The sequence below is a fragment of the Enhygromyxa salina genome, assembly GCF_002994635.1.
Lineage (GTDB): Bacteria > Myxococcota_A > Polyangia > Nannocystales > Nannocystaceae > Plesiocystis > Plesiocystis salina_B.
Genome location: NZ_PVNL01000030.1, coordinates 68,278 through 88,931, shown reverse-complemented (window position 1 = coordinate 88,931; position 20,654 = coordinate 68,278). Strand labels below are relative to the sequence as shown.

Annotated in this window: 3 protein-coding genes; 1 reads left to right on the top strand and 2 read right to left on the bottom strand. The window is 71.1% G+C overall.

The window, feature by feature from the left end:
• Positions 1 to 143: 143 nt before the first annotated feature.
• Together ENSA7_RS05340 and ENSA7_RS05335 are read right to left on the bottom strand one after the other, a co-directional pair.
• Complete coding sequence (locus ENSA7_RS05340) at positions 144 to 5,261, bottom strand: type I polyketide synthase (RefSeq protein ID WP_106088109.1); 5,118 nt, start codon at positions 5,259 to 5,261, stop codon at positions 144 to 146.
• 94 nt (positions 5,262 to 5,355) lie between these two features.
• A complete protein-coding gene (locus tag ENSA7_RS05335; RefSeq protein WP_106088108.1) occupies positions 5,356 to 6,894 on the bottom strand; it encodes a phage tail sheath family protein in 1,539 nt (512 codons plus the stop codon).
• Between the two features lie 924 nt (positions 6,895 to 7,818).
• Here ENSA7_RS05335 and ENSA7_RS05330 point away from each other — a divergent pair.
• On the top strand, positions 7,819 to 20,646 hold the full coding sequence (locus ENSA7_RS05330; protein ID WP_181233203.1) for a type I polyketide synthase: 12,828 nt from the start codon (positions 7,819 to 7,821) through the stop codon (positions 20,644 to 20,646).
• The last annotated feature ends 8 nt before the right edge of the window (positions 20,647 to 20,654 follow it).

The following is a 20,654-nucleotide window of genomic DNA, read 5'->3' as shown; positions in this document are numbered from 1 at the left end:
GCATCAATTGCAGGACTCGCGCACCCATATTCTGTCGAGGTGCACCCATGCGTAACTCGCAGCTCCTGAGCTGTCGGTTGGCAGCGGCTGGCACTCGCACGCGTGGGCTCGACAACACTGCCCTCGGCGAACAGGCCAAGTGCTCAAGAGACGCCTCGAGACGAACCGGTCGACGCCGGGGCGATCGCTCGCGTCATCGCCAGGACGTCTTCCTCACTGAGTTCGTCGAGCTGCGCGACCAGGGGGTCGGGCTGATCGGCAGCGCCACGCGGTTCAGCGACGACGCCCGGCTCGGCGAGCTCGTTCACAAAGTGCTCGACCAGCGCGTCGACGCTGGGGTGACGCCAGATCAGGGTCGGGTCGGTGGTCACCCCGAGCACCCGCGCGAGCCGTTCGGCGAGCTCGACGGACATCAGCGAGTCGAGGCCCAGATCCTTGAGCGGCCGCCCCACGTCCACGCGCTGCGGCTCCTCGCGCAACACCGCGGCGACCTCCGCGAGCACGCGATCGCCCACGACGACCCGGCGCCGGGCGGGCACCAGGGCGCGCAGCTCGGCGAGCCGGTCATCGGCGTCGACCGACGCGACCTCTGCAACCTCGGCCGGCGGCATCACGGCGACGACCGGCGCCGCGTCGCTGGTGAGCAAGTGGTCGAGCAGCGAGAGCGCCCGCTCGGCGTCCAGCGAGCCGATCCCGTCGGCGGCCAGGCGGTCGAGCGAGGCCGCCCCCCCAGCGCTGCGGGCAAACCCGAGCCCTCGCCAGCCACACCAGCCGACGCTCACGGCCGGTAGCCCGAGCGCGCGGCGGTGCTCGGCGAGACCATCGAGCGCCGCGTTGGCGGCCGCGTAGCTCGCCTGCCCGGGCAGACCGATCCAACCACCGAGCGAGCCAAACATCACAAAGAACGCCAGCTCGCGCGCCTCGGTGAGCTGGTGCAGGTTCCAGGCGCCGAGCAGCTTGGGTCGCAGCGCCGCGTGCAGCTGCGCGGCGTCGTGCTCGAGCAGCGGCGCGTCGGTGAGCACGGCGGCGCTGTGGATCACGCCGATCACCTGCGCCAGCTCGTTTGCGAGTGCGTCGCGCAGCGCCGCTGCTTCGGCGACGTCGACCGCGAGGTAGCGAAGCTGCGAGTGACCCCCACTCACGAGTTCGTCGATGAACGCTGCGCCTGCGTGATCGAGCGTGCGGCGACCGAGGATCACCACTCGCTCGACCCCGCGCTCGACCAGCCAGGTCACGACCGCGCGACCGATGCCGCCCAGGCCGCCCGTGACGATCACCGCGCCCGCGCGCGGTGGCGCCCACCCGTGACTGGCCACCGGTTCTGGCTCGAGCGTGGCGACGAGGCGGGCGAGCCCGTCCACGCCGGGGCGCAGCGCGAGTGAGCGCTGTCGGTCCGCGCCCGGACCAGCCAGGAGTTCATCGACGAGGCCTGCTCGCTGCGCGGGGTCGCGGAGGTCTCCGAGGTCGAGCGCCCGCAAGCGCAAACCCGGGTGCTCGGCGACGGCCACCCGGGCCAGACCCCACAGCGCGGACGCGCCGATCGTCGCGGGTGCGTCTTCGGTGATCCAGTGCGCGCGCTCGGTGACCACGACCAGCTCGAGCGAGACGCCGCGCTCGACGCAAGCTCGAGCGGCGGCGATCAGCCGCTCGCACGCTGCCACCGTGGCTGCGTGACAGGTGTCGGCACTGCCGAATACGACGATGATCCCCGCGAGCTGCTCAGCACGATCGAGCGAGAGCGCAGCGTCGCCGCGGGCCGGCACACCACGAGCTGCGAGGGCGTCGAGCACCGCCGCGCGCGAGGGCTGATCGGGACCCCACACCACGTAGCCCAGGGTCGAGCTGACCCGCGGCGCCGGGGTGATCGGCCCGAGCGGCCGCCAGCGGCGACGTCGGAGCACGCTGGTCTCGCTGGGCATGAGCGCGAGCCGGATCCCGCTGAGCTCGGCCACCACCGCGCCGTGCGAATCGAGCAACCACGCGTGCCCCTCGAGCTGCCCTGCCCCACCACCGCTGGCGACCTCGGCACGGATCTCGCGCGTGGTCGTGAGCCTCGCGCTGTCCAGCTCGGCCACCCCGAGCGCCGCGGTCACGAACCGGCCGTCCTCACCAACGGCGGCGAGCACAGCTTGAAACGCGGCGTCGAGTAGCGCGGCGCGGGTCTGCTTGCGAGCCACCCTCGCCCGCGCCGAGCCTCGCCCGAGCTGGACCGACTCGACCGCCCGCAAGCTCGGCTGATAGTCGACCCCGCGCTCGGCCAGCGCCCGGTAGTGCTGCGCGGCGTCGTGCTCGGTGACGAGCTCGAAGGACGCGGGCGCGCTCCGGACAGCCTGGTGTGCCGACTTGGCGACACGCCCGAACACGCTCCCCGCAGGCCCCAGCGAGAGCGCCGACCCCCGCAGCTCGAGCCGCACTCGCCGGTCACCAGGGATCGGCGCGGCGAACTCGAGCTGCTCGATCTTCACCCATACATGCGAATCCGACTCGACCATCGCCCAGGCACGCAAGACCAGCTCGAGCACGACCCCGGCCGCGACGATCGACCGCCCACCGACAGCGTGGCCCGCGAGCGCGGCGATCCGGCTCGGCTCGAAGCTTGCGACCACGTCCGGCTCGGCCGCCCGGCGATCCGCGGGCTGCGGCAGCGCGCGCGGCCGCGGCCAGAACCGCCGACGCTGCCACGGGTAAGCCGGGAGCTCGACGAGGGCGCCCGGCTGCTCGAGCGCGACCGTCACCCCACGATTGTGCAGGGCGGCCAGCGCCTCGAGCAGCACCTCGTGATCCGGCCGAGCGCGCCGCATGCTGCCGACTACCGTGACAGGTTCGAGGCCGCGGGCCTTGGCGATCTGCCGCAGCGGCCAGGTCAGCAGCGGGTGCGGGCTGACCTCGACAAACACCGAGTGGCCAGCCTCGAACAGGTGATTCGCGGCTTCGGCAAAACGCACACGATTGCGAAGGTTGCGAACCCAATAGGCCGGCTGCAATTCACGGTAATCCACCTCGCCGCCCGTGACCGAGGAGATCATTCGAACATCGTTCTCGCGCGGGCGAATGTGGGCAATTGCGGCGAGCAGCTCGTCGGCCAGCGCGTCGATCTGCGGGCTGTGAGCGGCGACATCGACGGCGACCGACCGACACTCGATCCCGCGGGCCTCGAGATCTTCACGCAGTCGCGCGAGCGCGTCGAGCCCACCCGACACGACCGTCGAGCCCACGCCCGCGTCCACTGCGACGCCCAGGCCCGCGTAGCGTTGCGGCGACTCGGCGAGCAGTTGCTCGGTCGCGGTCGCTCCGATCGCGACCGAGAGCATGCCCCCTCGCCCGCTGATCCGCCGCAGCAAGGCCGCGCGCGAGCAGGTGATCAAGGCGCCGTCGCTCACGGTGATCGCCCCAGCGGCGACGGCCGCCGCGACCTCGCCCATGCTGTGCCCGACCACCGCGTCGGGGATCACCCCGAGCCCGCGCCAGGTCTGCGCGAGCGCGACCTGCATCGCGTAGATCGCCGGCTGGATGCCGTCTACGTGACGCAGATGGGCTTCGAGCTGATCGTGCTCAGTCAGCTCGATCAGGGACCACCCCAGCATCGGCTGCATGATCGTCGAGCACTCGGCCAGCGCCGCGCGAAACACCGGCTCGACCCGCAGCAGCTCGCGGCCCATGCCGAGCCACTGCGAGCCCTGCCCCGAGAACACGAACGCGAGCTTGAGTCGCGGGTCCGCGGCGCCGAGCTGGGCCCGCTGGGGCTCACCCAACCGCTCGTCCAGCTGGGCGAGCGTGCGCGCGACCACGACCGCGCGATGCTCGAGGTGCGCGCGGCGATGCCACAGCGTGTGGGCGAGATCCGCGACGCACAGCGCCCCCGCCTGAGCGAGCTCCCGCAGCTGTTGAAGGCGCGCGTCGAGGGCCGCAGCCGATCGAGCCGAGACCGCGATCAGGTAGTGCCGATCGGGCTGATCGAGCTCCTGGGGACCGGCCGCGCGCTCGAACCCCGACACCACCAGGTGGCAGTTCGTACCGCCAAACCCAAACGAGTTGACCCCCGCGAGCTGCACGCCCGGCCACGGCTGCGCCCGCGTGGGCACCCGCAGCTGCAGCGCGTCAAATTCGATCGCGGGGTTCGGCTGGGCAAAGTTCAGGTTCGGCGGGATCACCCCCGCGCGCAGCGAGAGCACCACCTTGATCAGCGAAGCCACCCCCGAGGCGGCCTCGGTATGCCCGATATTGGGCTTGATCGAGCCGAGCCACAGCGGGCGCTGGCGACCGCGACCGAGCTCGCTACCGATCGCGCGGGCCTCGATCGGATCACCGATCGCCGTGCCGGTCCCGTGCCCCTCGACGTATGAGACCGAGCTTGGGTCGACGCGCGCGCGCGCGTAGACGTCACGCAACAAGCTGCGCTGGGCCGCCTCGCTGGGCACGGTCAAACCTTCGCTGTGACCGTCGTTGTTGACCGCGCTCGCGCGGATCACCGCGAGGATCGGATCCCCACTGGCGACCGCGTCTTCGTAGCGCCGCAGCGCGACCACGCCGCCCCCCTCACCGCGCACGTAGCCGTTCGCCCGGGCGTCGTACGCCGAGCAGCGCCCGGTCGCCGAGGTCCCGCCAAACTTCGACATCGCCACGCCGACGTGTGGCGTCAGCATCAAGCTCACGCCGCCCGCGAGCGCCAGCGAGGTCTCGCCCGCGAGCAGGGCCTTGCAGGCGAGGTGGACGGCGACCAGCGACGACGAGCACGCGGTGTCCACGGCCATGCTGGGCCCGCGCAGGTGTAGGGCATGCGAGACGCGGCCCGGCACCACGCCGAGGTGCCAGCCGGTCCCCGAGTGTTGCTCGATGTCCTCGATCGCGTGAAGCTTCTCGTAGTCGTTCCACATCGCGCCCATGAACACGCCCGCGTCCGAGTCGCGCAGGTGATCGGGGGCGACGCCCGCGTGCTCGAGCGCCTCCCAGCACAGCTCGAGCGCCAGCCGCTGCTGGGGGTCGATCTGCACCGCCTCGCGCGGGCTGATGCCAAAGAACTCGGGATCGAAGCCGTCGACAGCCGCGAGGAACCCACCGACGGCCGTGACCATCTTGCCGGGCGCGCGGCGGTCGGGATCGACGTAGTCGGTGGCGCGCCAGCGATCCGGAGGAACCTGGCTCATCGCGTCCTGGCCGCTGATCAGCAGCTGCCACAGCGCGCGCGGATTGGGGGCGCCGGGGAGCCGGCAGGCGAGCCCGATGATCGCAACGAGGCCCTCTGTGAAGGGATGGTCACTCATCCGCTGCCGTTCCACGGTACCCGAGCGACCCTCGCTCGTACACCGTCAAACGAAAGCGTCTACCCAGCCACCGCCAAGTCCGCCCAGTCGCCGCTCAAAGCCCCGCCAGCTGTTGAAAGTAGAGGACCACGAACTCCTCGGGCTTGGTCGGCGCGAATCCAACGATCACGTTCACGACGCCGTACTCGATCTCGGTCGGCGAGGTCGTCTCGGCGTCGCACCGCACGAAGAACGCCTGTCGAGCGGACGCGCCCTGGAACGCGCCCTGGCGAAACAACCGGGCGAGAAATGCCTCGATTTGCTCGCGCAGCTGCGCCCACAAAGCCTCGTCGTTGTGCTCGAATACAGCCCAGCGCGTGCCCCAATACAGGCTCTCCTGGATGAACAGCGCCAGCCGTCGGACGCCGAGGTGCTTCCACTGCGAGACCAGCACGTCGGCGCCACGACCCGTCCGCGCGCCCCAGATCTTCGGCTGGTTCTTCGGCTGGTTCTTCGGCTGGTTCTTCGGCTGGTTCATGGGCTGGCCCACCAGGGCGTTCACCCCCGCGGCCTCGAGCGTGTCGAGCTCGTCCGGCGTGAGCGCGACGTCGAGCTCGGTCACCCCGACCAGCGTAGCCTCGGGCCCCGCGGGAGCCGCCCACACGCCGCGCTCGGCGTCGGTCCGCGCGATGACCCCCGCCACCGCGCCGCTCGGCGCAAACGCTCGCGGACCATGCACGGGATCCGGACAGATCAACCGAGGATAGTAAAATGCAACATTGGGCGTGCGTAAGAACGTGAGCCCGTCCAGGCTCACCGCGTCGTCGAATCTCGTCCACGCGAGCGGTGGGTCGACCAGCAACATTGCGCGATGGTTCTTACAAAAGCTGGCCGCGCTGGCGAGCACGCGGGGATCCGTGTCGAGCGTGCGGCTCTTGGGCGGGATCACCAGCAGGTTGATCATGTCGACCTGCTCGAGTCGGCTGATCGCGGCCTCGTAGTCGCTGACACCACCGTTGCGGCCGTCATCGCCACCTGCAAAGCTGGCCCGCGTGACCGGCATGGGCCGCTGATCCGACAGCTGGGACACGCGCGCGAGCTCCGAGCGCTGGGCCAGGATTGTCTCGATGTAGCGCGGGTGGTCGGGCAGCAACGACAGGTGATCGAACAATTCCGTGACGATCGCCGGGTTCGAGGGCCCGCAGGCGCGGGGGTCGATGACCTCGAGCGTCAGGTGAAAGCCACCCATGGTCACCGCATTCGCAGGCCCCAGCGTTTCCCACGACACGCTCGCGCGAAGGTTGTCACCCCAGGCCCCGGGGTTGGCGGCCTCGAGCTGCAATGGCACGCCGTCCGCAACGGCCAATTCCACGGTCGAGCTGCTCGCCCCGGTCGCGACACGGGAGATCACCGCGTGCGAGCCCCCGTTCTCGAAGAACTGGCAGACGGCGTAGCCAAGCTCGCTGTCAGCCCAGATCCCACCGCAGCGACGCTCGAAGTCGGCGTAGCTGAAGCAGCGGATCGGCGCCCGCACGTCGCCCCGCTCGGTTCGTCCGACAAACGCGGTGATCGACGTCGGAACGCCGCTGATCGCCCGCGCGTCGGCCCGCGGCGGTTCCAGGTGGACATTCGGAGAGCTGATCACGACCGGCATGGGGTCTCCCTGCGCGTTGATACGGCGCAATTGCAGTCTACCCAAAGTTTGTTCCGGGCCCTGTTGAAGCTCAAATGACGCAAAAGCAGCGGACGTGCTGGCGCCGCGATGTCGCGCGATGGCGTCGGCCTCGCCGGATGTCCGCGCGCCTGCGGCTCGCGAGGCGGCCCGGTGTCAACCGCCTCGCACCCGAGCGCGTCCACGCCGAGCGCCGCATCGACGCGTCGCTCGACGAGCCCGACGCCCGCGCGAAGACGCCGAGCGAGCGCACCACACCCGAGCCGTGCAGCTCCCGATCGGCCCGCCGCTCGAGCGACCGAGGTGTCGCTTCGAGATCGCCAGCACCAAACGGGAGCGGCGCCGATCTCCGGATTTGGCTGGGTGTCAAGTCAGACTTGAGGGCGTGTCGATGACCACGATGAGCCGAGTGCGATGCTGCGCATCTGTGTTGTTTCCGCGCGACCGCAGGGGCGTCGACGAACCACGCGGGATCCGCGATCGATCGTGGAGTCTCAGCTACGAACGCGATCGCGGGTGTTCGCGAAGCATCGTGATCTTTAGCCCGGGCACGGCGAGCAGGCGATGATCGAGCACGTCGGTCCCGCGACCGCGCAGATCACCCGGCAGCCGGTCGGTCACGCTCGCTACACCCGACCATTTTCGTGATCCGCGACGCGCCGCAAATGAGATCGACAGGGGCCGAAATCGTGGTGCAACGCCGCCCCTGGCGGCGGTATGGTGTACCCCCTCAGCCGCTTCGCGGCTCGACCGCTGGTCGCAAAGGTGGCATGCCCAGCCTCCACGACACTCCCCGTTCATCGATCTCCGCTCGCGCGCTGCAGGACCTCCGGCTAGTCGGAGCTGTCCTGGGCCGTGAAGCTTCGCGAGATCATGCGCAGACGAACCGCTCCTAAAGAGACCGCGATGATTCAAGGTCCACGAGATCCCCGCTCCAAGGGCTCCGACGAAGATCACGAGCCGGTGTTGACGTGGCTCATGGACGCCATGAGTCGGACCCTCGGCATCGAGCCTTCACGCGTCGATCCCAACACTCGGTTCCGCGAATTCGGCCTCGACTCCGAGCAGATCACGGGGCTCGTGGCTCGGCTCGCCAGCCACGTCGGCCACCCGCTGTCCCCGGTCGCGCCGTGGGAGCACCCGACCCCGCTCGCGCTCGCCCGCCACGCGGTTGCGATCCAGGCGTCGGCCTCGCCCACGCTCGGGAGCCCGAGCCTGGGCGGGCGCGCGACCAACCCCGGCGCGTCGATGAGCAGCGAACCCATCGCTATCGTTGGGATCGGCTGTCGGCTGCCCGGCAGCGTCTACAACCCCGAGCAGCTGTGGGAGCTGCTTTGCAGCGGGGGCACGGGCGTCAAGCAGGTCCCGAGCGATCGCTTCGACGTCAAGGAGTACCTCGACGTCGATCGGGCCGCGCCCGGCAAGATGACCACCCGTTGGGGCGGGTTCCTCGATCAGGTCGACCAGTTCGACGCCACGTTCTTCGGCATCTCGCCGCGCGAGGCCCAGCAGATGGACCCGCAGCAGCGCATGGGCCTCGAGCTGTCGTGGGAGGCGCTCGAGGACGCGGGCGTCGATCCGCTGTCGCTGCGCGGCGGCAACGTCGGCGTGTTCGTGGGCGCGATGTGGTGTGACTACGCCCGCCTGACCTCCGACGAGCTCACGGACATCGACCAGCACACGGGCACGGGCGCGGACACGTCGATCATCTCCGGCCGGATCTCGTACACGCTCGGGCTCGAGGGCAACAGCCTCACGGTCAACACCGCCAGCTCGAGCTCGCTGGTCGCCGTCCACCTCGCGTGCCAGAGCCTGCGCGCGGGCGAGACGACCATGGCGATCGCCGGCGGCATCAACTTGATCCTCACGCCACACGGCACGGTGGTGATGACCAAGCTCGGGACCCAAAACCCGGCCGGCCAGTGCCGGGCGTTCGACGCGGCCGCCAACGGCTACGTCCGCGCCGAGGGTGGCGGCCTGGTGATCCTCAAGCCGCTCAGTCGGGCGATCGCCGACGGCGATCGGATCTACTGCCTGATCCGTGGCAGCGCGGCCAACAACGACGGGTTCTCCAACGGCCTGACCGCGCCCAACCCCAAGGCCCAAGAGTCGGTGCTGCGCGCGGCCCTGGCCAACGCCCGGGTCAACCCGGCGAGCGTCCACTACGTCGAGACCCACGGGCCCGGCACGATCCTCGGCGATCCGCTCGAGGCCAGCGCGCTCGGGGCCGTGATCGGATCGGCCCACCCCGCCGACCGGCCGCTGCGCCTGGGCTCGGTCAAGACCAACCTGGGTCACCTCGAGGCGGCGGCCGGCATCGCGGGTCTGATGAAGACCGCGCTGTCGCTCTACCACCGCATGCTCGTGCCCAACCTGCACTTCGAGCAGCCCAACCCGCACATCCCGTTCGAGCAGCTGCACCTGTCGGTCCAGACCGAGCTCGAGGGCTGGCCGGCCGGCAACGAGGTCCCGCGCGCGGGCGTCAGCTCGTTCGGCTACGGCGGCTCCAACTGCCACGCGGTGCTCGAGGCCGCGCCCAAGTCCGAGGCGCTGTTGTTGCCGCTCGGCTCGGTCACCGCGGCGGGTCTGCGGCGGCAGGTGCTCGCGGCCCTCGACTTCGCGTTCGAGCTCACGACCTGGAACGAGACCGCGGCGCTGTGTCGGGCGCTCTCGGAGCGGACCGGCCCGGGCCAGCACCGCGTCAGCTTGATGCTCAACGCGCCCGAGCAGCTGGTCGACGGGCTCTCGGCCCTCTTGGCCGGCGGCCTGCGCAACCTCGACGCCGCACCCGAGCGGCCGCGCCTGGTGTTCGTGTGCTCGGGCCACGGCTCGCAGTGGTTGGGGATGTCGCGCACGCTGCTGCTCGGCGAGCCGGTCTTCCGGGCCGCGCTCGAGGCCGTCGATCGTGAGGTCGAGTCGCTGTCGGGCTGGTCGGTGATCGACGAGCTGCTCGCCGACAGCATCCGCTCGCGGCTCGACGAGGCGGCGATCGTGCAGGTCGTGCTGTTCGCCGTGCAGGTCTCGCTCGGCGCGCTGTGGAAGTCGTGGGGCGTCGAGCCCGACGCGATCGTCGGCCACAGCGTCGGCGAGGTCGCGGCCGCCCACCTCGCGGGGATCCTGTCGCTGCCGGACGCGACCCGGGTCGTCGTCGAGCGCGGCCGGGTCGTCGCTCACCTCGCAGCCGGACGCGGCGCGATGCTGGCGGTCGCGCTGCCCGAGGCGATGCTGCTCGAGCGGCTCGGCGACGCCGCCAAGGACCTGGTCATTGGTGCGTTCAACAGCCCGCGCTCGACGGTGCTCTCGGGCCCCCGCCAGGCGATCGAAGACGCGGAGTCGCTGCTGGCCCAGCGCGGGGTTCGGATCCACCGGGTCGACATCGACTTCGCGTCGCACAGCCCGGAGATGCTGCCGCTGGTCGGCCCGCTCGAGACCGCGCTCGACGGCATCAGCCCGCGCCCGGCCCGGATCCCGATGATGTCGACGGTCCTGGCCCAACCCCTCAGCGGGCCCGAGTGCACGCCCTCGTACTGGGGCCGAAACCTGCGCAGCCCGGTCCGGCTTCGCCAGGCCATCGAGCTGCTCGCCGACGCCGGGCCCACGGTGTTCGTCGAGCTCAGCTCGCACCCGACCCTGCTCAAGTCGATCGAGCAGACCTTCGACGGCAGCGCGCTGCGGTTCTGGGCGCTGCCCTCGTGCTGGCGCAACGAAGACGAGCGCGGGAGCATGCTCAAGAGCCTCTCGCAGCTGTTCGCGCTGGGCTTCGATCCCGAGTGGCCAGCGGTGTGGAGCCACGCGCCGCAGCTCAAGATGCTGCGCCCCGAGATCGAAGAGCGCATGCACGATGCGGTCGGCGATCACGAGGTCGAGATCTGGGAGGTCGAGAGCCGCTACCGGGTCCCGCTGCTGATCTCGGCCAAGGGGGAGCTCGCGCTGCGGGCCCAGGCCGAGCGGCTCCACGCGTTCTTGCTCGCCCACGGCGACGTGACGCTCGCCGATCTCTCGCACTCGCTGGCGACCACCCGCGCGCACTTCGAGCGGCGCGCGTCGGTGACCGTGACCGACATCGCCGATGCGCTCGACGCCCTCGACATGCTGGCTCGCGGCGCTTCGGACTCGCGCACCGTAGAGGGCGAGGCGCGGGTCAGCGGCAAGGTCGCGTACGTGTACTCGGGCCAGGGCTCGGAGTGGCCGAACATGGCCCGCTCGCTCGCGCAGATCTCGGATCGTTTCCGCGAGCAGCTCGAGGCGTGTGACCGCTCGCTGTCGGAACACCTCGACTGGTCGGTGCTCGACGTGCTCAACGGGGTCGAGGGCGCCCCTGCCCTGGATCGCACCGACGTCGTGCAGCCCGTGCTGTTCGCCGTGAGCGCGGCCTTGACCACCCTGTGGCGGCTGCGCGTCGGCATCGATCCCGACGGGATCGTCGGCCACAGCCTCGGCGAGGTCACGGCCGCCTACGTGGCCGGCGCGCTGAGCCTCGACGACGCCGCGAAGATCGTCGCGCTGCGAAGTCGCGCGCTGGCTCGGCTGACGGGTCGCGGCGCGGTCGCTTCGGTCCCGCTGTCCGCGTCGGAGCTCGAGGTCCACCTCAAGCCGCACGGCGAGCGAGTCTCGATCGCCGCCTACGACGGGCCCAACGCCACGCTCATCGCGGGCGACCCGGAGGTCATCGACGCGCTGCTCGCCGAGCTCGAGGTCGGCACGCGCCTGCCGATCAACTATGCGATCGCGACCCCGCAGATCGAGGGCGTGCGCGACGAGATCCTCGCCGCGCTCGACGGGCTCAAGCCGCGCGCCGTGGTCACGCCGCTGTACTCCACGGTCCGCGCCGAGAAGCTCGTCGGCCGCGAGCTCGACGCCGAGTACTGGTATCGCAACGTGCGAATGCAGACCCGGTTCGCCGACACGATCGCCAAGATGATCGCCGACGGCTACCGGTTCTTCATCGAGGTCAGCCCCGACACGATGCTGCGCGAGGCGCTCGACGCCTGCTTCCTCAAGGCCGAGATCACCGGCGTCGCGGTCGGCTCGCTGATGCGCAACGAGGGCGGCCCGGCCCGGCTCATGCGCTCGCTCGGCGAGCTCCACACCCGCGGGCTCGAGATCGACTGGACCAAGATCTCGGCCGGGCGCCGGATCACGCTGCCCACCTACGCGTTCCAGCGCAACAGGTTTTGGGTCGAGACCAAGCAGCAGCGGCGCCCCACCGCAGACGCGACCACGGTCGAACTCCCGGCCGCCGACGTCGGGTTTTGGAGCGCGGTCGAGACCGGCGATCTCGACACCCTCGCCAACGCGCTCAACGTCGACGACGAGCTGCACCGCAACTCGCTGGCGTCACTGCTCCCGGCCTTGACCTCGTGGCGGCGCAATCACCAAGAGCGCACCACGCTCAACGCGTGGCGGTATCGGGTCGGCTGGAAACCGATGCAGACCGCGCCCGCGCTGGGCAGCCTCACCGGGGTCTGGATGCTGGTCACCGCCTCCGAGCCCGATGATCCCGAGCTGGTCAACCTGGTCAGCATGGGCATCACGGGCGCGGGCGGCACGGTCGTGCGGGTGCCGGTCGACGAGGACGAGCCCGATCGCGAAGACATGACCAACCGGCTGCTGCGCGCGGGCCTCGAGAGCTCGCCGCCACGCGGGGTGGTGTCGCTGCTCGGCCTGGTCGAAGATCCGCTGCCCGAGCAGCCGACCCTGCCCGCCGGGCTCCCGCTCAACCTGGTGCTCACGCAGTCGCTGGGCGACGCCGGGATCGAGGCCCCGCTGTGGCTGCTGACCCGCGGCGCGATCTCGATTGGCCGGGCCGACGCGCTGTCCAACCCGCTGCAGGCGATGGCCTGGGGTCTGGGCCGGGTGATCGCGCTCGAGCACCCCGATCGCTGGGGCGGGTTGATCGACCTGCCGCTCACCCTCGACCCCAAGGCCACGCGCCGACTCCTGGCGATCTTGAGCCAAGAAGAGCGCGAGGATCAGCTCGCGATCCGCAACACTGGCGTGTTCGTGCGTCGGCTCGAGCGCGCGCCGCTGACCGAGCTGGCCGACGGCAAGCCCTGGAAGCCGCGCGGGACGATCCTCGTGACTGGCGGGACCGGGGCGCTCGGCGCTCGCGTGACCCGCTGGCTGGCCGCCGCCGGGGCCGAGCACCTGGTCCTGACCAGCGGCCAGGGCCCCGACGCCGAGCTGATGGAGCTCGGCACCCGCGTGTCGCTGGTCGCCTGCGACACCACCGACCGCGACGCGATCGCGACCTTGCTCGATCAGCTCGACGCCGACGGCGAGCACCTCAGCGCGGTCATCCACGCCGATGGGGCCAGCCAAAACAGCTCGATCAACGACACCACCGTCGACGAGCTCGCGCGCGTGGCCGGGGCCAAGGTCGCCGGCGCCCGCTACCTGCACGAGCTGCTCAAGGAGCACGAGCTCGACGCGTTCATCACCTTCTCGTCGATCGTCGGGGTCTGGGGCAGCGCCCGCCAGTCCGGCTACGCGGCCGCCAACGCCTACCTCGACGCGTTCGTCGAGCAGCGCGCGAGCCTGAACCTGCCGGCGATGTCGGTCGCCTGGAGCGCGTGGGCGACGGGCAACGCCGACGACGCCTCGCAGCACGAGCTGCGCCGACGCGGGCTCGAGCCCCTCGATCCGCAGCTGGCGTTTCAGGCCCTGCAGCAGGGCCTCGAGCACGGCGACGTGAACCTGACGGTCGCCGACGTCGACTGGGCCCGATTCACGCCGAGCTTCGCCGCCGCGCGCCCGCGACCGCTGCTCGACGACATCAGCGAGGCCCGGGCGGCGCTCGACACCTCGAGCTCGTCATCGGAGCCCGACGAGGCCCGGCTGCTCGCCCGCCTGCGTGGGCTGTCCGAGACCGAGCGCCTGCGCGCGCTGGTCAACCTGGTGCTCGGCGAGACCGCGGCGGTGCTCGGCTACCACGACGCCTCGCGGCTCGACCCCAACACCGGCTTCGTGGATCTCGGGCTCGACTCGCTGATGGCCGTCGAGGTCCGGCGTCGCCTGCAGCGTGAGACCGGCCTCAACCTGCCGGCCACGCTGGCCTTCGATCACCCCTCGCCGCAGCACGTCGCCAATTTCCTGCTCGAGGGCCTGGCCGCCGCGCTGGGCATGGCCGCCGAGCTCGACGACGATCACCGCGATCGCGCGGAGGCCCCCCCGACCCACGAGCCGGTTGCGATCATCGGCGTCGGCCTGCGCATGCCCGGGCAGATCGTGGATCTGCGCTCGATGTGGAAATTCCTAGCGTCCGGTCGCGAGGCCGTCGGCCCGCTGCCGCCCTCGCGCTGGAACGTCGACGAATTCTTCGACCCCGATCCCGAGAGCAAGGGCCACAGCTACGTACGCGAGGGCTCGTTCCTCGACGACATCGATCAGTTCGATCCCGCGTTCTTCGGCATCAGCCCGCGCGAGGCCAAGAACATCGATCCCCAGCATCGCAGCTTGCTCGAGGCCGCGTGGCAGGCGCTCGAGAACGCGGGCGTGGTGCCCAGCTCGCTGCGCGACTCGAAGACCGGCGTGTTCGTGGGGCTCGGGCCCAGCGACTACGACCACCTACGTCAGGATCTCGGCGAGGCCTACACCTTCACGGGCACCCAGACCTCGTTCGCGGCCGGGCGCCTGGCGTTCACGCTCGGCCTGCAGGGCCCGGCGCTGGCCGTCGACACCGCCTGCTCGTCCTCGCTGGTCGCGTTCCACCTGGCTTGCAGCGCGCTGCGCAACCGCGAGTGCGAGCTCGCGCTCGCGGGCGGCGTGCAGATCATGGCCGCGCCCGACGTGTTCGTGCAGCTGTCGCGGACCCGCGCGCTGGCACCCGACGGCCGCTGCAAGACCTTCTCGGCCAACGCCAACGGCTACGGCCGCGGTGAGGGCGTGATCGTGTTCACGCTCGAGCGCCTGTCCGACGCCCGCAAGAACGGCCACGAGGTGCTCGCGCTGGTCCGCGGGACCGCCGTCAACCACGACGGGGCCAGCAGCGGGATCACGGCCCCCAACGGGACCTCGCAACAAAAGCTGCTGCGCCAGGCGCTCGAGGACGCCAAGCTCGCGCCGACCGACATCGACTACGTCGAGTGTCACGGCACCGGCACCTCGCTCGGCGATCCGATCGAGGTCCAGGCGATCGCGGCGGTCTACTGTGAAGATCGGACCCCGGACAACCCGCTGCAGCTCGGCGCGGTCAAGACCAACATCGGGCACCTCGAGGCCGCGGCCGGGCTGGCGGGCGTCGCCAAGCTGGTCGCGTGTCTGCAGCGCGAGGCGATCCCCGCGTCGCTCCACACCAAGCCCCGCAACACCCACATCGACTGGCAGAGCCTCACGGTCGAGGTCACCGACAGCCACCGCAGCTGGCCGCGCCGCGAGGGCGGCTCACCGCGGCGCGCGGGCGTGTCGTCGTTTGGGATGTCGGGCACCAACGCCCACGCGATCCTCGAGGAGGCCCCGCTCGACGACGCTCACGTCGTGACCCCGGAGATGCCCGTGCCGCCCGAGCTGCCGCTGGTGCTGTCGGGCCGGACCAACACCGATCTCGTCGCCCAGGCCAAGGCGCTCGCGGCCCACGTGCGCGAGCTCGGGCCCGACAACGCCTGGGCGATCTCGGTGCTCGACCTCGGCTACTCGCTGGCGACCACCCGCTCGCACTTCCCGGTCCGACTCGCGCTCACGATCGACAGCGACGCGCCGGCCGACCTGCTGCTCGACATGCTCGACGGCTTCGCCAAGATCGGCGCCGAGCCGCGCAACGGCGCGATGACCCCTCGCGAGCACCGCAAGGGCAAGCTCGCGTTCATGTTCACCGGCCAGGGCGCCCAGCGGCCCGGCATGGGTCGGGATCTCTACAACCGCTACCCCACGTTCCGCGACGCGCTCGACACCGTGTGCGCGCACCTGGACTTCCACCTCGATCGCCCGCTGTTCGAGCTGATGTTCTCGGAGCCCGACACGCCCGAGGCCGCGCTGCTCGACGAGACCGGCTACACCCAGCCGGCCCTGTTCGCGCTCGAGGTCGCGCTGTTTCGGCTGTGGAGCGCCTGGGGCGTGACGCCCGACATCTTGATCGGCCACTCGATCGGCGAGCTCGCGGCGGCCCACGTCGCGGGGGTGCTGTCGATCGAAGACGCGGCGACGCTGGTCGCGGCCCGCGGTCGCCTGATGCAGGCGCTGCCCCGCGGCGGCGCCATGGTCTCGCTGCAGGCCGCCGAAGACGAGGTCCGCCCGCTGCTCGACGCCCGGATCGGGATCGCCGGCATCAACGGCCCGATGTCGATCGTGATCTCGGGTGACGAGCAGGCCGCCGCCGACATCGCGACCCACTTCGAGGCGATGGGCCGCAACGTGCTGCGGCTCGCGGTCAGCCACGCGTTCCACTCGCCGCGCATGGAACCGATGATGGACGAGTTCCGGCGGATCGCGAGCCGGCTCGACTTCAAGCCGCCCAAGATCCCGATCGTGTCCAACGTGACCGGCGAGCGGGCGACCGCGGAGGAGCTGACCTCGCCCGACTACTGGGTCCGCCACATCCGCCAGGCGGTCCGCTACCTCGACGGCGTGCACACCCTCGAAGCCGAGGGCGTGACGACCTTCATCGAGCTGGGCCCGCACGCGGTGCTCTCGGGCATGACCCCGCCCTGCCTGTCCGACAAGGTGTTGCGCCGCGCGGTCGTGCTTCCCACCCTGCACAAGCGCAAGCCCGAGGTCGAGACCCTCAACATGGTCGTCGCCGGGCTCCACGTGCACGGCTACAGCTTTGACTGGCAGGCGTTCTACGCCCCCTACGGGCCCAAGCGGGTCGAGCTGCCAACCTACGCGTTCCAGCGCCAGCGGTTCTGGATCGATCGCAGCGACGGGCGCTCCTCCAACGTCAGCTCGGTCGGGCTGACCGACGCCGAGCACCCGCTGCTCGGCGCCGCGATCCGGCTCGCCGACTCCGACGCGATGCTGTTCAGCAGTCGGCTGTCGCTGTCCGAGCACGCCTGGCTCGCCGATCACGTGGTGTTTGACGCGACCTTGCTGCCGGCCACCGCGTTCTTGGAGCTCGCCCAGGTCGCGGCGCTGCGGGTCGGCCTCGATCGCGTCGACGAGCTGACGATCGAGCGCCCGCTCGCGCTGCCGAGCAAGGGCGGCGTGCTGCTGCAGCTCTCGGTCGGCGTGCCCGACGAGACCGGGCGCCGATCGCTGGCGTTCTTCGCCCGCCCCGACGCCGAGGCCGACGCGCCGTGGCGCCGCCACGCCTCGGGCTACATCGGGCAGGGCCCGCGCATCGCCGACTTCGATCTTCACTCGTGGCCGCCGCCCGGGGCCGAGGCGATCAACTTTGGACCGGGCCTGCGCGAGGGCTACGCGACCCTCGAAGAGGCCGGGCTCGCCTATGGTCCAGCGTTCCGCGGGCTGGTTGGCGCGTGGACCCACGGCAACGAGCTGCTGGTCGAGGTGCGCCTGCCCGAGGCCCCGGCCCGCGACGCCGAGCGGTTTGGCCTGCACCCCGCGCTGCTCGACGCGGCCCTGCATCCGCTGGTCCTGCAGTTCCTCGGGCAAGACCGCCCGGCGCTGCAGCTCCCGGTCACCTGGGAGGGCGCGGAGCTCTACGCCACCAGCACCACGGCGCTGCGGGTCCGCTTCACCCCCAAGCCCAGCGAGGGTGCGGTCAGCGTCGCGGTCGCCGATCAGAGCGGCGAGCCTGTCGCGTTCATCGAGACCCTCGTCACCCGCCCGGCCACCGCCGAGCACGTGCGCGAGGCCCTCGTCGCCCAGCGCTTCGACGGGCTGTACGCGGTCGAGTGGTCGATCCCCCTGGACACGGGCGCGGTCGACTCGAGCGGAGAGTGGTCGGTCGTCGGTCACGACGGCGGCCTCGAGCTCGCCAGCACGCTCGCGCGGGCGTCGGTCAGCGTGCGCGAGCACCCGAACCTCGCGGCGATCCAGGCCGAGCTCGACGACGACCGGCCCGCGCCCGAGGTCGTGGTGATCCCGTGGATCACCGACGTCCACGCTGGCGAGCGTGTCGCCAACCCCCACGACGCGACCCACCGCGCGCTGGCGGCCCTCCAGACCTGGCTCGGCGACGCGCGGTTCCAGGACAGTCGGCTGATCTTCTTGACCCGTCGGGCGATCTCCACGGAGGCCCGCGAAGACACGCTCGATCTCGCCGCCGCCCCGCTGTGGGGGCTGATCCGCACCGCCCAGGTCGAGAACGCCGACCGGGCGATCACGATCGTCGATCTCGACACCGAAGAGGTCTCGCTGTGGGCGCTGCCGGCCGCGCTCGCGTGTGACGAGCCGCAGCTGGCCCTGCGCGAGGGCATGATGCTGGCGCCGCGCCTGGCCCGGCCGCCGGCTGTGGAGCGCCTGACGCCGCCAGCTGGGTCCGCGAACTGGCAGCTCTCGGTCTCGACCAAGGGCTCGCTCGACAACCTGATCCTGGCCGAGCGCCCGCTCGCAACTGGCCCGCTGGGGCCCGACGAGGTCCGCGTGGCCGTGCGCGCCGCGGGCTTGAACGCCCGCGATGTCCTCAACGCCCTGGGCATGTACCCGGGCGAGGCCGACGCGCTCGACACCAAAGTGGGCCTCGACCTGGGGATCGAGGGCGCCGGGGTGATCACCGGGGTCGGATCGCAGGTTCAGCACCTCGCCGTAGGCGATCGCGTGATGGGCGTGATGCCCGCCGCGTTTGGGCCAGTCGCGGTCGCCGACGGGCGGCTGCTGGTGAAGGTGCCCGAGCGCTGGAGCTTCGAGCAGGCCGCCGCGGTGCCGATCGTGTTCCTCACCGCCTACTACGCGCTCGTCGAGCTGGCCAAGCTCGCGCGGGGCCAGCGGGTGCTGATCCACGCGGCGTCCAGCGACATCGGCCTGGCCGCGGTCGCGCTCGCCCAGCACCTGGGCGCGGAGGTGTTCGCGACCGCTCCGGAGCGCAAGCTCGCCGCGCTGCGCCAGCTGGGGCTCAAAGACGATCACATCGCCAGCTCGGAGACCCTCGGCTTCGAGCAGAAATTCCTGTCGGCCACCGGCGGTCGCGGCGTCGACGTCGTGCTCGACAACCTCGACGCCGAGTTCGTCAACGCGTCGCTGCGCCTGCTGCCGGAGGGCGGCCACTTCGCGGAGCTCGGGATCCGTGACATCCGCGACCCCGCGCGCGTCGCCTCCGAGTATCGCGGCGTCAGCTACCACGCCGTCGACATCACGCGGCTCGCCCCCGAGCTGATCCAGGACATGCTGGTCGAGCTCCTCGCGCTGTTCGAGGTTGGCGCCCTGCTCCCGCTCACGACCTCGACCTGGGACCTGCGCAACGCTGGCGAGGCGTTCCGCTCGCTCAGCAACGGCGGGCACGTTGGAAAGTACGTGCTCGAGCTGCCTCGCGGGTTCGATCCCGACGGGACCGTGCTGATCACGGGCGGCACCGGGGCGCTCGGTTCGCTCGTCGCCAAGCACGTGATCGAGCGCCACGGCGCGCGCAACCTGCTGTTGGTCTCGCGGCGCGGCGACGAGTCGCCCAACGCCAAGCGGCTGGCCGTGGAGCTCGAGCTGCTCGGCGCCGTGGTCACGCTCGCCGCGTGCGACGTCGCCGACCGCGACGCGCTCCGCCAGCTGTTGCTTGGGATCCCGCAAGCGCACCCGCTGACGGCCGTGTTCCACATCGCCGGGGTCCTCGACGACGGCGTCCTCGCTTCGCTGACCCCCGAGCGGATCGATCGCGTGTTCCACCCCAAGGTCGACGCCGCGCTCGCGCTCCACGAGCTCACCGTCGAGCTCGGCCTGGAGCTGGCCGCGTTCGTGATGTTCTCGTCGATCGTCGGAATCATGGGCAACGCCGGTCAGGCCAGCTACGCGGCCGCCAACACCTTCCTCGACGCGCTGTGTGCACGTCGCCACGCCGCCGAGCTGCCCGCGACCAGCCTCGCGTGGGGCCCGTGGGGTGGTGAGGGCATGGCCGCGCGGCTGTCGGACGCCGACCGGGCCCGCATGCGTCGCCGCGGCATGGTCCCGCTCGCGCCCGTCGACGGGCTCGCGCTGCTCGACACCGCGCTCGGCCGACCCGACGCCATGCTGGTCCCGGTTCACCTCGACACCAGCTCGGTCAGCACCCACGGCGAGGCGCCCCCGACCATGCTGCGTGGCATGGTCCGCGCCGCACCGCGTCCGCGCGCGACCGCCTCGGTCGCGGCGACCTCGTCGTCGACGAGCCTGCAGCAGCGCCTCGCCCCCATGAGCGACGCCGAGCGTGATCGGGCGCTGCTCGACCTGGTCCGCTCGGAGATCGCCTCGGTGCTCGACCTCGGTCGGCCCGAGAGCCTCGGCCCCGATCGTCCGCTCAAGGATCTCGGGCTCGACTCGCTGGTCGCCGTGGAGCTGCGCAACCGCCTGCAGACGGTGACTGGCCTGCGGCTGCCGTCGACGCTGCTGTTCGACTATCCGACACCTGGCGCGCTCGCAACCATGATCCACGGCGAGCTCTCGCTCGCGGATGTCGGCGCGACAATCAGCCCCGCGGTGAGCACCGAGCTCGATCGGCTCGAGACCATCCTCCGAGCGATGGCGTCCAGCTCTGCGCAGCACACCGGGATCACCGATCGGCTCCGCAAGCTGCTCGGCTTGTTCGGGGTCAAGACGCTCGAGGCTGCCGACGACGATGACGACGACGACGGCGACGAGGAGAGCTTCGACGAGCTCAGCGATGAGGCACTGTTCGACATGATCGACAGCGAGATCGAGGGCATGAATTCGTGACCGAGGCC